The 13,689-nt window shown below is 53.2% G+C and carries 12 protein-coding genes; 5 read left to right on the forward strand and 7 right to left on the reverse strand.

Features of this window, described 5'->3' with window-relative positions:
- Window positions 1–359: 359 nt before the first annotated feature.
- The gene (locus N0B36_RS16905) at window positions 360–1,880 is read left to right on the forward strand and encodes a PAS domain-containing methyl-accepting chemotaxis protein (RefSeq protein ID WP_016154592.1); all 1,521 of its coding nucleotides are present in this window, start codon (window positions 360–362) and stop codon (window positions 1,878–1,880) included.
- Window positions 1,881–1,932: 52 nt separating this feature from the next.
- Here N0B36_RS16905 and N0B36_RS16910 read toward each other — a convergent pair whose 3' ends face one another.
- Window positions 1,933–2,607, reverse strand: a complete 675-nt coding sequence (locus N0B36_RS16910; protein WP_161623113.1) for a PadR family transcriptional regulator — start codon at window positions 2,605–2,607, stop codon at window positions 1,933–1,935.
- 235 nt (window positions 2,608–2,842) lie between these two features.
- On the opposite strand from N0B36_RS16910, the gene N0B36_RS16915 reads away from it, so the two are divergent.
- Complete coding sequence (locus N0B36_RS16915; RefSeq protein WP_049040510.1) at window positions 2,843–3,616, forward strand: siderophore-interacting protein; 774 nt, start codon at window positions 2,843–2,845, stop codon at window positions 3,614–3,616.
- Here N0B36_RS16915 and N0B36_RS16920 read toward each other — a convergent pair whose 3' ends face one another.
- Complete coding sequence (locus tag N0B36_RS16920) at window positions 3,617–4,465, reverse strand: AraC family transcriptional regulator (protein WP_047358672.1); 849 nt, start codon at window positions 4,463–4,465, stop codon at window positions 3,617–3,619. It lies immediately after the preceding gene.
- Between the two features lie 67 nt (window positions 4,466–4,532).
- Between N0B36_RS16920 and cfa the strand changes: the two genes are divergently transcribed.
- Window positions 4,533–5,687 (forward strand): cyclopropane fatty acyl phospholipid synthase, encoded by a 1,155-nt coding sequence (gene cfa, locus N0B36_RS16925; protein ID WP_259688653.1) that lies wholly within the window; start codon window positions 4,533–4,535, stop codon window positions 5,685–5,687.
- Between the two features lie 65 nt (window positions 5,688–5,752).
- On the opposite strand, the gene N0B36_RS16930 is transcribed toward cfa, so the two are convergent.
- A complete protein-coding gene (locus N0B36_RS16930) occupies window positions 5,753–7,411 on the reverse strand; it encodes a glycerone kinase (RefSeq protein WP_259688654.1) in 1,659 nt (552 codons plus the stop codon).
- 561 nt (window positions 7,412–7,972) lie between these two features.
- On the opposite strand from N0B36_RS16930, the gene N0B36_RS16935 reads away from it, so the two are divergent.
- Together N0B36_RS16935 and dhaR are read left to right on the forward strand one after the other, a co-directional pair.
- Complete coding sequence (locus N0B36_RS16935; RefSeq protein ID WP_016154586.1) at window positions 7,973–9,070, forward strand: glycerol dehydrogenase; 1,098 nt, start codon at window positions 7,973–7,975, stop codon at window positions 9,068–9,070.
- A gap of 92 nt (window positions 9,071–9,162) precedes the next feature.
- Window positions 9,163–11,088, forward strand: a complete 1,926-nt coding sequence (gene dhaR, locus N0B36_RS16940) for a dihydroxyacetone kinase operon transcriptional regulator DhaR (protein ID WP_047499188.1) — start codon at window positions 9,163–9,165, stop codon at window positions 11,086–11,088.
- Here dhaR and N0B36_RS16945 read toward each other — a convergent pair.
- From N0B36_RS16945 to N0B36_RS16960, 4 genes are read right to left on the reverse strand one after another with little or no spacing between them, the layout of a single operon-like run.
- The gene (locus N0B36_RS16945) at window positions 11,066–11,596 is read right to left on the reverse strand and encodes a cob(I)yrinic acid a,c-diamide adenosyltransferase (protein WP_049283290.1); all 531 of its coding nucleotides are present in this window, start codon (window positions 11,594–11,596) and stop codon (window positions 11,066–11,068) included. The genes dhaR and N0B36_RS16945 overlap by 23 nt on opposite strands.
- Entirely contained in the window at window positions 11,597–11,950 is a 354-nt protein-coding gene (locus N0B36_RS16950) for a glycerol dehydratase reactivase beta/small subunit family protein (RefSeq protein WP_049040240.1), read from the reverse strand.
- A 16-nt stretch (window positions 11,951–11,966) separates the two neighbouring features.
- Window positions 11,967–13,130 carry a 1,3-propanediol dehydrogenase gene (gene dhaT, locus N0B36_RS16955; RefSeq protein ID WP_016157511.1) on the reverse strand — a complete coding sequence of 388 codons (1,164 nt, stop codon included), beginning with the start codon at window positions 13,128–13,130 and terminating at the stop codon, window positions 11,967–11,969.
- Window positions 13,131–13,152: 22 nt separating this feature from the next.
- Entirely contained in the window at window positions 13,153–13,581 is a 429-nt protein-coding gene (locus N0B36_RS16960) for a heme-binding protein (protein ID WP_019077737.1), read from the reverse strand.
- Window positions 13,582–13,689: the final 108 nt, after the last annotated feature.

A 13,689-nucleotide genomic window follows, 5' to 3' on the forward strand; every position in this document is an offset into this window, starting at 1 on the left:
ACTTAGCAAAAATCGGGATAAACACCAGGAAACATCTCATTCATGCAACATTTAATGCTGATATTTAACATTTGCTGGCATTTTGCCCAGGTTAAGACCGCGAAAACAGATCGGAAAAGCACTTTTCTGCGCTAAAAGTGAGCAATATTTGCACTGTGACGGTGCGTTGGTAGAAGTGTAGTTGAATAGTTACTGGATGAAAGTATTTTAAATCAATGGATTAGAATGCGTACAGATTTTGAGGTTTAATCGCAAATTGCGATCTAAATCAAATTTAACAACTAAAGATAAAAAAATTATCGCCGAAATAACATAAGCCGAAAGAGTTAACAACCAGATAACCTGCACAGGACGCAATCATGTCTTCTCATCCCTACGTTAGTCAGCAAAATACACCGCTGGATGATGATATCACCCTCATGTCGACCACCGATTTACAAAGCTATATCACCCACGCGAACGATACCTTTGTCCAGGTCAGTGGCTATCAACTGAATGAATTGCTCGATAAGCCGCACAATCTGGTTCGTCATCCGGATATGCCAAAAGCGGCGTTTGCGGATATGTGGTACACCCTGAAACAGGGCGAGCCATGGAGCGGGATTGTGAAAAACCGGCGTAAGAATGGCGATCACTACTGGGTAAGGGCCAATGCGGTGCCGATGGTACGGGAAGGTCGTGTCACCGGATATATGTCGATTCGTACCCGGGCCACTGACGAGGAGATTGCGGCGGTAGAGCCTTTATATAAAGCGCTGAATGAAGGGCGTTGCAACCGACGTATCCATAAAGGACTGGTGGTACGCAAAGGCTGGCTGGGTAAACTCCCGGCGCTGCCGATTCGCTGGCGAGTGCGCAGCGTAATGGCAATTATGTTTATCGTACTGGCAGCCGCATTGCAGCAAATGGGCGCCGAATGGCCGTTACTGCTGATAAGCGCGCTGGTGATGATGCTGGGAACGGCTATTTTCGAATGGCAGATTGTGCGTCCTATTGAGAATGTCGCTCGTCAGGCGCTAAAAGTGGCGACCGGTGAACGAAACAGCGTGTCGCATCTTAACCGCAGTGATGAACTGGGCCTGATGCTGCGAGCGGTCGGGCAACTGGGGCTAATGTGCCGTTGGCTCATCCATGATGTCTCCAGTCAGGTGAGCTGTGTGCGCAGCGACAGCGAAACGCTGGCGAAAGGCAGCGATGATTTAAACAAGCATACGCAGCAGACCGTTGAGAACGTGCAGGAAACGGTGACCACCATGAATCAGATGGCGGCATCGGTGAAGCAAAACTCAGAGACCGCCGCCGCGGCCGACAAGCTCTCCATTGCAGCCAGCAGCGCGGCGACGCACGGCGGCGAGGCGATGGATACCGTCATCAAAACTATGGACGATATCGCCAACAGCACCCAGCGGATCGGCACCATTACCACGCTGATTAACGATATCGCTTTCCAGACTAATATTCTGGCCCTGAACGCCGCTGTTGAAGCCGCACGGGCGGGTGAGCAGGGGAAAGGGTTCGCCGTGGTGGCGGGAGAAGTGCGACATCTTGCCAGCCGCAGCGCCAGTGCAGCCAATGATATCCGCAAGCTGATTGATGCCAGCGCCGATAAGGTGCAGTCCGGATCAGACCAGGTCCACGCCGCAGGGCGCACGATGGATGATATTGTGGCGCAGGTGCAAAACGTGACGCAGTTGATCGCCCAAATCAGTCACTCAACGCTGGAACAGTCAGATGGTCTTTCGAGCCTGACTCGCGCAGTGAATGAATTAAGCAACATTACGCAGAAAAACGCCGAGCTGGTTGAAGAGAGCGCCCAGATTTCCGCGATGGTGAAACATCGCGCTGGTCGTCTGGAAGATGCAGTCACGGTGCTGCATTAATATTAACGATAAAGGCGGAACGCAGGGCAAACGCGTTCCGCCTGTCTGTAGATTAATCCAGTTGAGTAATATCCAGCGCAGCGCGATCGATAATACCGATGATTTTTTTGATCTGTGCATCGCTGGTATCACCATGATTGACCCGTAGGTCCAGCACGGCTTTGAAGTTCTCCAGCGCGCGTTTCATCTGCGGGTTCTTGCGTAATTCAAAACCCACGCAGCGGGCTTTAATACGTTCGTGGATATGTTCCAGATGCTCACGGTTTTCATCCAGCCACTGCTGGCCCTGGGTTGTGATCGCAATCTGTTTACGCCCACCTTCCTCGTCGCTGATGGTGATCAGCTCTTGATCCTGCAAGAAATCCAGCGTCGGATAGACGACGCCCGGGCTCGGGGTATAGTTGCCCTGAGTCAGGGTTTCAATCGCTTTAATCAGCTCATAGCCGTGGCTGGCGTCGCGGGTCAGGATATCCAGAATGACCAGGCGTAATTCTCCGTGACCGAAGAAGCGCTGGCGACGACCGCCGCCGCGACCGTGGCGGTGTCCACAACCCTGTTCGTGGTGATGTTCTTTGTTGCAGCCTTCATGGCGATGTTCTTCACCTTTGCAGCAACCTGCATGGTGTTCGTTGTGGCGGCCTTCGTGGTGATGCCCTTCACCCTTGCAGCAGCCTTCGTGTTGGTGCTCTGTATGCTTGCAGCAACCTTCATGATGGTTTTGCATCATCGTCTCCTGATGTGTTTTAGATATATCTAATTTATATCTAAATATCATTTTTGCGCAAGGCTATAAAATATTTTTTATTTAACTTTATGATTTTTATCTTTTTTTAAAGGTATGTGTTAGCCGTTTAGTCAGAAGGCGACTATATCAAAAAAGTGCTTGCAATCTTTCTGATTAGCAATCATTATCATTTAAAAATTAAATTAGATATATCGTATTATCTTCCGAAGGCGAAAAAATGACAAAAAACACATCACGTTACCCGCAGCGCGTTCGCAATGAACTGCGTTTTCGGGAACTTACCGTCCTGCGCGTCGAACGTATTAGCGCGGGCTTTCAGCGCATTGTACTGGGCGGTGACGCTCTGGATGGTTTTAGCTCACACGGCTTTGATGACCATACCAAGGTCTTTTTCCCTGAACCGGGCAGCCACTTTGTGCCGCCGGTTGTCACCGATGAAGGTATTGTCTGGGCTGACGGCGTGCGTCCGATATCCCGTGATTACACGCCGTTGTATGACGAAGCGCGCCATGAGCTGGCACTGGATTTCTATATTCATGACGGTGGCGTGGCAAGTACGTGGGCGATGAATGCCCGCGAGGGTGACAAGCTGACGGTAGGCGGACCGCGTGGTTCTTTGGTGGTGCCAGAAGACTATGCGTATCAGGTTTACGTGTGTGATGAATCGGGAATGCCTGCGCTACGCCGACGCCTGGAGTCGCTCAGCCGTTTAGCGGTACGTCCGAACGTCACGGCGCTGGTAAGCGTGCAGGATGCCGCGTACCAGGACTATTTTGCCCATCTCGACGGATTTACTATTCAGTGGTTTATCGGCCATGACGAGCAGGCGGTGAATGAACACTTATCGCAGCTAAGCGTACCCGCAGATGATTATTACATCTGGATTACCGGCGAAGGTAAGGTGGTCAAAAACCTGAGTGCTCGCTTTGAAACCGAGGCGTTCGATCAGCAACTTGTTCGCGCAGCGGCTTACTGGCATCAGCGTCGTTAATCAGTAATTAGATGGCGGAACGCCAAACGCCTGGCGGAATGCGTAGCTAAATGCCGCGGTGCTTGAATACCCTACGTCGAGCGCCACGGCGGTCACGCTTTTATTTTTCTTCAGCATTAATACGGATTCCAGAATACGCATTTTTTGCTTCCAGACGCTGAAAGGCAATCCGGTTTCTTTTTTGAAATGGCGTGAAAAGGTACGGGCAGACATACCCAGATGCTGCGCCCAGTATTCAACCGAATGCTCCAACGCCGGGGATTCTTGTATTGTTCGGCAAACTTTGGTTAATTCGCGATCCTGCGGCCAGGGTAATACAAAAGCGACTTCCGGAAGCTGCAGAATAATGTCGACCAGGACGCTAACCAGCTTGCCCTCTTTTGACTGGCTATCATAATGGCCCGAAATTAAATTCGTGGCGTAATGAATAAACTCTCTGGCGAAATCACTGATAGCCACCACTTTACATTCATTGATGCTCTCTTCAAGAAAGCTCGGTTTAATATCCAGATTCTCTAAATACACATCATCCAATGCCCAAACCGCATGCTCCGTATTATTCGGGATCCAGATGCCATAATGCGCCGGGATTATCCAGCACTTGCCTGCAACATCAATACGCATACTGCCTTTGCGGGCGAAATGAAACTGCATAAAAGAGTGTGAATGCTGTGGAACATGATGATTGGCTTCCAGGACATACGAGCGAAAGTAAACATCCTGCGGCAGTTCCGTCATGGAGTTATCCGGGAAGGAGTTCCACTGTTTTTGCACGAGAGTTTCCATAAATAAATCGTCAATGCTCCCGATGGTGTGTCCGCTGCTCGATAGATCTTGTCCGCGGATCATAATACATACACTCTGTTTTCCATAATAATCTTGCGTAAGAATTTTTAGCCCACCTTTGGTAAATACCATGAACTCGCTTTGTTCAGATGCTGTCATCGTCAATGAAACAAATGATAACTGGACCCGAATGGGAAAAGAGCTGCTTTCGCAAGCGGATATCAGGATTAATGGCTCCCGTGCCTGGGACATTCAACTTCATCATGCCGGTTTCTTTAAACGGGTACTGCAACAAGGCTCGTTAGGGCTTGGCGAAAGCTATATGGAAGGCTGGTGGGACTGCGAGCGGCTCGATATTCTGTTCTGCAAAATCCTGAAAGCAAAACTTGATCAGCAGATGCCGGGTAACCTGAAAGATATTTTACGTATTGCCAGCGCACGCCTGTTTAATTTGCAGTCGCGGAGCCGCGCGTGGATTGTCGGCAAAGAACATTATGATATTGGTAACGATCTCTTTGCACTGATGCTTGATCCGCATATGCAATATTCCTGCGCTTACTGGAAAGACGCAACCACATTAGACGATGCGCAAAATGCCAAATTAAAAATGATCTGTGAGAAGCTACAACTGAAACCGGGCATGCGTTTACTCGATATTGGTTGTGGCTGGGGCGGGCTGGCGGAATATGCGGCGCGTCATTATGGCGTGGCGGTGGAAGGCGTCACCATTTCCAAAGAGCAGCAAAAAATGGCGCAGCAGCGCTGTGAAGGACTGGACGTTAAGATTCTGCTGCAGGATTATCGCGACCTCGATAAACACTACGATCGCATTGTCTCCGTGGGGATGTTTGAACACGTCGGGCCAAAAAACTACGACACCTTTTTCAGCATCGCCGACCGCTGTTTAAAACCGGACGGACTGTTCCTGCTACATACCATTGGTAGCAATAAAAAAGGGATGAGCGTCGATCCGTGGATCAATAAATACATTTTCCCGAACGGCTGCTTACCGGCGATCTCCCATATTGCCGAAGCCAGCGAATCACGGTTTGTGATGGAAGACTGGCATAACTTTGGCAGCGATTACGATAAAACGCTGATGGCGTGGCACGAGCGCTTTAATCAAGCGTGGCCGGAGCTGTCATCACGTTATTCCGCCACCTTCAGAAGAATGTTTAACTACTATTTATGCGCCTGCGCCGGGGCTTTCCGCGCCAGAGATATTGAACTTTGGCAGGTGCTGTTTAGTCGTGGCGTAGAGGGCGGGATCCGCGTTTATCGTTAACGTTCTGCCTGATAAGCGAAGCGCCATCAGGCAGTAAATACCTGAGAAGCGCTCCTTGTTACATCTTAGCCCAGCTCACTCTCCGCCAGCGCTTTAAACACCATCGCTACGGCGTGCGCGCCGGGGTCCATATTTCCGAGTAGGCTTTCGCTGCTCAGATACGATGCGCGACCCGCATTGGCTTTGCTCGACAAACAGGTTCGTTCGGCTCCCGCTTGCGCGGCGTCGAATGCGGCCTGCAGATTTTTCGGCTGTGTGAGCAGCGAGGTCAGGGCCGGTTGCAGCGCATCAATCATCGTGCGATCGCCTTCGTCTGCGCCGCCGTAGAACTTCATCTGCGCCAGCCCCGTATTTAGCGCTTCGACAACGTTAGCGCCCTGTTCCAGTTTCTGCCCGGCGGCGGTAAAGAAGATTGACATCAGCACACCGCTGGAACCGCCCATCACCACGGTCAGACGTTCGCCAATCAGCGCGAACAGCGTGGCAAGGTTATCCAGCGGCAGCTGCTGGCGATGCAGCAGGCTGGCAATTTCACGCGCGCCGGCGGCAAAGGTCGAACCGGTATCGCCATCGCCGACTTTGGCGTCCAGCGCATTCAGATGAGTCTCCAGATCGGAAAGGGTTGCGGTGACCAGCTCCACAATCCCGGCCACCAGGGCGTTTGCCGAAGGCTGGAATTCCACGCGGGCGCTACGCTGAGATGACGCTACACAGGTGATTTCACGCGGTGGGACCGGCGTCGGCCAGTTGCTGGTTTCCACTTCGGTGAGCAGTGCTTTTTCGATGCTCTCTTCCAGCACGATGGCCGTCAGTGAGAAGCCTTTCATATCCAGCGCGGTGACCAGCGAGGCCGGGCCAATTAACCAGTCGATACGCGAGTGCAGCGGGCTGCTGGCGAGTTCGCGGGTGATGATGGCCATTTCGGCCACGGAAACGCCGCCAAGATTATTAATCATCACCGCCAGACGACCGGTTTCAGGCAGGGCGGCCAGCAGTTTATCCACCATCAGATTCACCACTTGCGCACTGTTTTGGGTGTCGATAACCGATGCGCCTGGTTCGCCGTGAATGCCCATACCCAGCTCCGCATGACCCGGATGATGACGAGGGGTTGCGTCGGTTTCTTGCGGCAAATGACAGCTGGAAAGGGCTACGCCCAGGCTAAAGGTGTTGCTGGCTGCGTACTGCGCTTCACGCAGGACGGTGGCGAGGTTATAGCCGCGTTCGGCAAAATAGCCTGCGATTTTATGCACCAGGATAGTTCCCGCAATGCCACGTGGGTGTTTGTTATCCGGCAGGGAGATGTCGTCGCCGACAATCAGCATTTCAACGTTATAGCCAAGGCGACGCGCCTTCTCGGCGGCGAGACCGAAATTAAGACGGTCACCGGTGTAGTTTTTCACAATCAACAAACAGCCAGCCTCACCGGTCACCGCCTGAATGGCGGTCAGTACTGCATCCACGCTCGGGGAGGCGAAAACGTCGCCGCAGACCGCAGCGGTTAGCATGCCTTTACCGATAAACCCAACGTGCGCGGGTTCGTGTCCCGAACCGCCGCCGGAAATGACCGCTACGTTATTTTTATTAAGGTCACGACGGACCACGATGCGAATGGCCGGATCGCTTTCCAGACGCGCCAGGTTATTCCATGGGCTGGCGATAATCGCCCCGTCGATGACGTCGCTCACGAGATGGGTGCGTTGGTTAAAAAAGAATTGAGACATAACGGCTCCTCGAGGTTGAGTGAAAGACAAACCCCCGAATGTAGGATCATGGTGCGGAGGCAATGAAGAGATTCTGGCGAAGTCAGCGTGGAAAAAAACAACGCTAAAATGAGTTTCATTACGGAACGCTGACGCTGTTTTTTGTTCCGAAATGAAACTTAAAAAAGCGGGGAATGATCATAATGCGAGCTCGCTCGACTTTTTTCTCCTGCGATCAGCACCGCTCATACGGCGCAGCCAGCCTTTTTTTGCCGGTTTTAATACAACTGCATGAGTAAAAGAGGAACTGAGCTTCGTGTTTGCCGGAGATTTGGGGGTAAATGAACGGATCGGGATCGCAAACCTTATCATTTTTGTGGATAAGTGTTCCAGAATGGAACGCACGCCGTTTTTATCTGTTTCATATCAGAACAAAATGACGAAAGATTTTTTTGTTCACGCCTCGCCATACAGTTATTGCATCGCTCCGGTACCTCCTGTTTTTGCCGAAGGCAACAGGCCAAACAGGTTAACGCCAGGGCTCACCATGTAAAAACATGTACTTATTTGAGGATGAAAGGAATGCTAAAAGTTATTCAATCTCCAGCCAAATATCTCCAGGGCCCTGACGCTTCCACCTTATTTGGTCAATACGCTAAAAATCTGGCGGACAGCTTTTTCGTGATTGCGGATGACTTCGTGATGAAGCTGGCGGGAGAGAAGGTTCTCAATGGCCTGCACAGCCACGACATTAGCTGCCACGCGGAACGCTTCAACGGTGAATGCAGCCATATTGAAATTAATCGCCTGATTGCCATTCTGAAACAGCATGGTTGCCGCGGCGTGGTTGGGATTGGCGGCGGGAAAACGTTGGATACCGCCAAAGCGATTGGTTACTACCAGAAGCTACCGGTGGTGGTGATCCCGACTATCGCCTCTACCGATGCACCAACCAGCGCGCTGTCCGTTATCTATACCGAAGCCGGTGAGTTTGAAGAGTATCTGATCTACCCGAAAAACCCGGATATGGTGGTGATGGACACCGCAATCATTGCCAAAGCGCCGGTACGCCTGCTGGTGGCCGGGATGGGCGATGCGCTCTCAACCTGGTTTGAAGCGAAAGCCTGTTATGACGCCAGAGCGACCAGCATGGCGGGCGGACAGTCCACCGTAGCGGCGCTGAGCCTGGCGCGCCTGTGCTATGATACCCTGCTGGCGGAAGGCGAAAAGGCACGCTTTGCCGCGCAGGCTGGCGTGGTGACTGATGCGCTGGAGCGTATTGTCGAAGCGAACACTTACCTCAGCGGCATCGGCTTTGAAAGCAGCGGTCTTGCAGGGGCGCATGCTATCCACAACGGTTTTACGATTCTGGAAGAGTGTCACCATTTGTACCACGGTGAAAAAGTCGCCTTTGGTACGCTGGCGCAGCTGGTGCTGCAAAACAGCCCGATGGAAGAGATCGAAACCGTGCTGAATTTCTGTCAGAAAGTAGGCCTGCCGGTAACGTTAGCGGAAATGGGCGTGAAAGACGACATTGACGGCAAGATCATGGCCGTGGCCAAAGCGACCTGCGCAGAAGGTGAAACCATCCACAATATGCCGTTCCCGGTGACGCCTGAGAGCGTACATGCCGCGATTCTGACGGCAGACCTGCTGGGACAGCAGTGGCTGGCGCGTTAATCAGTCGTCGGTAAGTTTTTATCCGGCATCTTCTCCCCCCTCTGACAGTCTCTGCCGGAGGGGTTGTCTATGGTAAAACAGCGGAAAGGGATATGACGACGCACACTCAGGACATTGGGAAGGAAGTCTCTTCGGTCATTGCCCAGTCATGGCATCGTTGCAGCAAGTTTATGCAGCGGGAAACCTGGCAGGCGCCGCATCAGGCGCAGGGCCTGACCTTTGAGTCGATCTGTCGTCGCAAAACGGCGCTGCTGACGATTGCTCAGGCCGCGCTGGAAGATGCCTGGGAGTTTATGGACGGCCGTCCGTGCGCGCTGTTAATTCTGGATGAATCGGCCTGTATTCTCAGCCGTTGCGGCGATCCGCAGACGGTGGAGCAACTGGCGGAGCTCGGTTTTCGCGACGGCAGTTACTGTGCGGAAAGCATTATTGGCAGCTGCGCGTTGTCGCTGGCGACGATGCCGGGGCAACCGACAAAAACCTCTGGCGATCAGCACTTTAAACAGGCGTTGCATCCGTGGTCGTTCTGCTCTACGCCAGTATTCGATAACCATGGTCGACTGTTTGGCTCCATCTCGTTGTGCTGTCTGGTAGAGCATGAGTGCGTTTCTGATTTATCCCTGACGCTGGCGATTGCCAGAGAAGTCGGCAACTCATTGCTGACTGACAGCCTGCTGGCTGAATCCAACCGCCATCTGAACCAGATGTACGGGCTGCTGGAGAGTATGGATGATGGCGTGATGGCCTGGAACGAACAGGGCGTATTGCAGTTCCTCAATGCGCGCGCGGCGCTGCTTTTGCATCTCGACGCGCAGGCCAGCCAGGGGAAGAATATTAACGACCTGCTCAATCTCCCCATGCTGCTGCGTCGGGCGATCAAACATGCCCGCGGCCTGAATCATGTCGAAGTCACCTTTGAAAGCCAGCACCAGTTTATTGATGCCGTCATCACCCTGAAACCGATTGTTGAAGAGCAGGGCAACAGCTTTATCCTGCTGCTGCATCCGGTGGAGCAAATGCGTCAACTGATGACCAGCCAGCTCGGCAAGGTGAGCCACACCTTTGAGCAGATGTCGACAGACGATCCAGAAACCCGACGCTTGATCCATTTCGGTCGTCAGGCGGCGAGGGGAAGTTTCCCGATCCTGCTGTGCGGGGAAGAGGGCGTCGGTAAAGAGCTATTGAGTCAGGCCATTCACAATGAAAGCGAACGCGCCAGCGGGCCGTATATCGCCGTGAACTGCCAGCTGTATGCCAACAGCGTACTGGGGCAGGATTTTATGGGCAGTGCGCCCACTGATGATGAAAACGGGCGGCTAAGCCGTCTTGAACTGGCGAACGGCGGCACGCTGTTTCTGGAAAAAATTGAATATCTGGCGCCGGAGTTACAATCCGCGTTGCTGCAGGTGATCAAGCAGGGGGTTTTAACACGCCTGGATGCCCGGCGGCTGATTCCGGTGGATGTCAAAGTGATCGCCACCACCACGGTTGATCTCGCGAATCTGGTGGAGCAAAACCGCTTTAGCCGTCAGTTGTATTACGCGCTGCACTCTTTTGAGATCGTTATCCCGCCGCTGCGGGCGCGGCGTAACAGTATTCCATCGCTGATTTATACGCGGTTGAATAGCCTGAAAAAACGCTTTTCATCCAGCCTGAAGATCGACGACGACGCGTTGGCACAACTGGTGGCCTATTCGTGGCCGGGTAATGATTTTGAGCTGAACAGCATTATTGAAAACATCGCCATCAGCAGTGATAACGGCCATATTCGGCTGAGCAATCTGCCGGATTATCTGTTTGCCGAACGCCCTGGTCTGGAGACGGCGTCTTCACTGCTGCCCGCCAGCCTGACCTTTACCGCCATCGAGAAAGAGGCGATTATCCATGCCGCCCGCGTGACCAGTGGGCGTGTTCAGGAGATGTCGCAACTGCTGAATATTGGTCGCACCACCCTGTGGCGTAAGATGAAGCAGTACGACATCGATGCCAGCCAGTTTAAGCGCAAACATCTGGAGTAGTTTCTTCGATTCTGGCCATCGAGAACAGCGCATCCGACAGCCGGTTGATATAACGCCTGGCCTCATCGCGTAACGTCAGCGTTCTGCCCATCGCGATGAGGATCCGCTCCAGCCGACGCGTCAGGGTTCGCGCAACGTGCAGCTGTGCCGATGCCAGATTTTTCCCCGGAATAACAAACTCTTTGAGCGGGCCGCTTTGCGCCATATTGCGGTCAATAAGCTGCTCCAGCGCCTGAATATCCTCTTCGCCAATACGCTGTTTTAAGCGTGTGAGTCCTTTCTGATCGCTGGCGAGTTCCGCCCCCAGTACGAACAGCATCTTCTGCATAGCGTGCAATTCCTGGCGTAGCTCGGCCTGGCGCGTGCTGGCATAGCAGACGCCAAGCTGGGAAATCAGTTCATCCACCGTGCCGTAGGCCTCAACGCGGATGTCGTCTTTATTGATACGGCTGCCGCCAAACAGCGCGGTCGTGCCGTTATCGCCGGTTCGGGTATAGATGCGGTACATTTATTTTATCTCGCTGAAGGGAAGAACTTTAACCAGTTGACCGGCATTGGCGCCGAGCGTGCGGATCTGTGCTGTCCCGGCGCGGGTATGCCCGCAGACCAGCGCCCGATCCTCGGGCAACTGGGCATGGGTTAAGGCAATATCACCGGTGGCGTTGAGACCGAGACCCACGCGCAGCGTCGAACTTTTGGCCGCCAGTTTGCCGAGCGCCAGCGCGCAGTCATGATCGTCGCAACAGATTGCCCGGCAGGGAACGCCTTGCTCTTCCAGCCCCCAACACAGCTCATCAAGCACGCGAGTACCCTGCCAGCGTGAGTGATAAAACAGGTGTACGCCCGGTGATGAAAGTGACATTGCGCCCCCTGCGTTATCAGAATGCCTGACGGAAGATCTCGGCAATTTCTTTCTCGTTCCCTTTGCGCGGGTTGGAGAAGGCGTTGCCGTCCTTCAGCGCCATTTCCGCCATATACGGGAAATCGGCTTCTTTGACGCCCAGATCGCGCAGATGCTGCGGAATACCGATGTCGGCGGAGAGGCGGGCAATAGCATGAATGGCCAGCTCGGCGGCATCCATGGTGGAGAGTCCGTCCGTGTTTTCGCCCATAAACTCTGCGATGTCGGCAAATTTTTCCGGGTTAGCGATCAGGTTATAGCGTGCTACGTGCGGCAGCAGTACGGCATTCGCCACGCCGTGCGGCATGTCGTAAAGACCGCCAAGCTGATGCGCCATCGCGTGAACGTAGCCGAGGTTGGCGTTGTTGAAGGCCATACCCGCCAGCAGGGAGGCGTAGGCCATGTTCTCGCGAGCTTTCAGGTTGCTGCCCAGCGCCACGGCCTGACGCAAGTTACGGGCGATCAGGCGGATCGCCTGGATAGCGGCAGCGTCGGTGACCGGGTTGGCATCTTTGGAAATGTAGGCTTCCACGGCGTGGGTCAGGGCGTCCATCCCGGTGGCCGCAGTCAGTGGGGCTGGTTTGCCGAGCATCAGCAGCGGATCGTTAATAGAGACCGACGGCAGGTTGCGCCAGCTGACAATCACAAACTTCACTTTGGTTTTGGTATTGGTCAGCACGCAGTGGCGGGTGACTTCGCTGGCGGTACCGGCGGTGGTATTCACCGCAACGATCGGCGGCAGCGGGTTGGTCAGGGTTTCAATCCCGGCATAGCTGTAGAGATCCCCTTCGTGAGTCGCCGCGATACCGATGCCTTTACCGCAATCATGCGGGCTACCGCCGCCAACGGTAACGATGATGTCGCAATGCTCTTTCCGAAAGACCTCCAGGCCGTCGCGCACGTTGGTGTCTTTGGGGTTTGGCTCAACGCCGTCAAAAACCACGACGTCAATACCGGCTTCACGCAGATGCGTGAGGGTTTTATCTACCGCGCCGTCTTTAATTGCCCGCAGACCTTTATCAGTGACCAGCAGCGCTTTTTTACCGCCCAACAGTTTACAGCGTTCGCCGACCACGGAAATAGCATTGGGGCCAAAGAAGTTCACATTTGGCACCAGGTAATCAAACATACGATAGCTCATAATATACCTTCTTAGATTTAAATTATAATTCAGAGAAACAATTCAATGCGGTTTCTGCTAATAACCTGTCTTGTTCGACGGTACCGCCACTTACGCCAACGGCACCGATTACTTTGCCGTTTAATATGACAGGTAAACCGCCGCCAAAAATAACAATTCGTTGTTGATTGGTGAGCTGCAAGCCATATAGAGAGGCACCTGGTTGTACCGCATCGGTAATTTCATGGGTACCCTGTCGCAGGCAGCAGGCGGTATAAGCTTTATTAAGAGAGATATCACAGCTGGTGACAAACGCGTCGTCCATACGTTGCATTAGCAGCGTGTTCCCGCCGTGATCCACCACGGAAAATACCACCGGAACGTTGATTTCAAGCGCTTTAGCCTCGACGGCCTGCGCCATTTTCTTTGCAGCCGCCAGCGTAATGGTGGCGATTTGTTGGCTCTTATTCACATTCTCTCCTGAAAAGGTTGTAGGGCTGAGGTCACGAAAATATCGCGCAACAGCTATTTTTATCATTGGCTTTATCTTATTTTCTCGCCCCGCGTTATTAAGTCAATA

The organism is Citrobacter sp. XY323 (genome assembly GCF_025106035.1).
In the GTDB taxonomy this organism is placed as follows: Bacteria; Pseudomonadota; Gammaproteobacteria; order Enterobacterales; family Enterobacteriaceae; genus Citrobacter; species Citrobacter braakii.

Excerpts from the sequence above, each read along its gene's own strand:
- N0B36_RS16905 (WP_016154592.1), top strand. The coding sequence starts at position 360 with ATGTCTTCTCATCCCTACGTTAGTCAGCAAAATACACCGCTGGATGAT.
- N0B36_RS16910 (WP_161623113.1), bottom strand. The coding sequence starts at position 2,607 with ATGATGCAAAACCATCATGAAGGTTGCTGCAAGCATACAGAGCACCAA.
- N0B36_RS16915 (WP_049040510.1), top strand. The coding sequence starts at position 2,843 with ATGACAAAAAACACATCACGTTACCCGCAGCGCGTTCGCAATGAACTG.
- N0B36_RS16920 (WP_047358672.1), bottom strand. The coding sequence starts at position 4,465 with ATGATCCGCGGACAAGATCTATCGAGCAGCGGACACACCATCGGGAGC.
- cfa (WP_259688653.1), top strand. The coding sequence starts at position 4,533 with ATGAACTCGCTTTGTTCAGATGCTGTCATCGTCAATGAAACAAATGAT.
- N0B36_RS16930 (WP_259688654.1), bottom strand. The coding sequence starts at position 7,411 with ATGTCTCAATTCTTTTTTAACCAACGCACCCATCTCGTGAGCGACGTC.
- N0B36_RS16935 (WP_016154586.1), top strand. The coding sequence starts at position 7,973 with ATGCTAAAAGTTATTCAATCTCCAGCCAAATATCTCCAGGGCCCTGAC.
- dhaR (WP_047499188.1), top strand. The coding sequence starts at position 9,163 with ATGACGACGCACACTCAGGACATTGGGAAGGAAGTCTCTTCGGTCATT.
- N0B36_RS16945 (WP_049283290.1), bottom strand. The coding sequence starts at position 11,596 with ATGTACCGCATCTATACCCGAACCGGCGATAACGGCACGACCGCGCTG.
- N0B36_RS16950 (WP_049040240.1), bottom strand. The coding sequence starts at position 11,950 with ATGTCACTTTCATCACCGGGCGTACACCTGTTTTATCACTCACGCTGG.
- dhaT (WP_016157511.1), bottom strand. The coding sequence starts at position 13,130 with ATGAGCTATCGTATGTTTGATTACCTGGTGCCAAATGTGAACTTCTTT.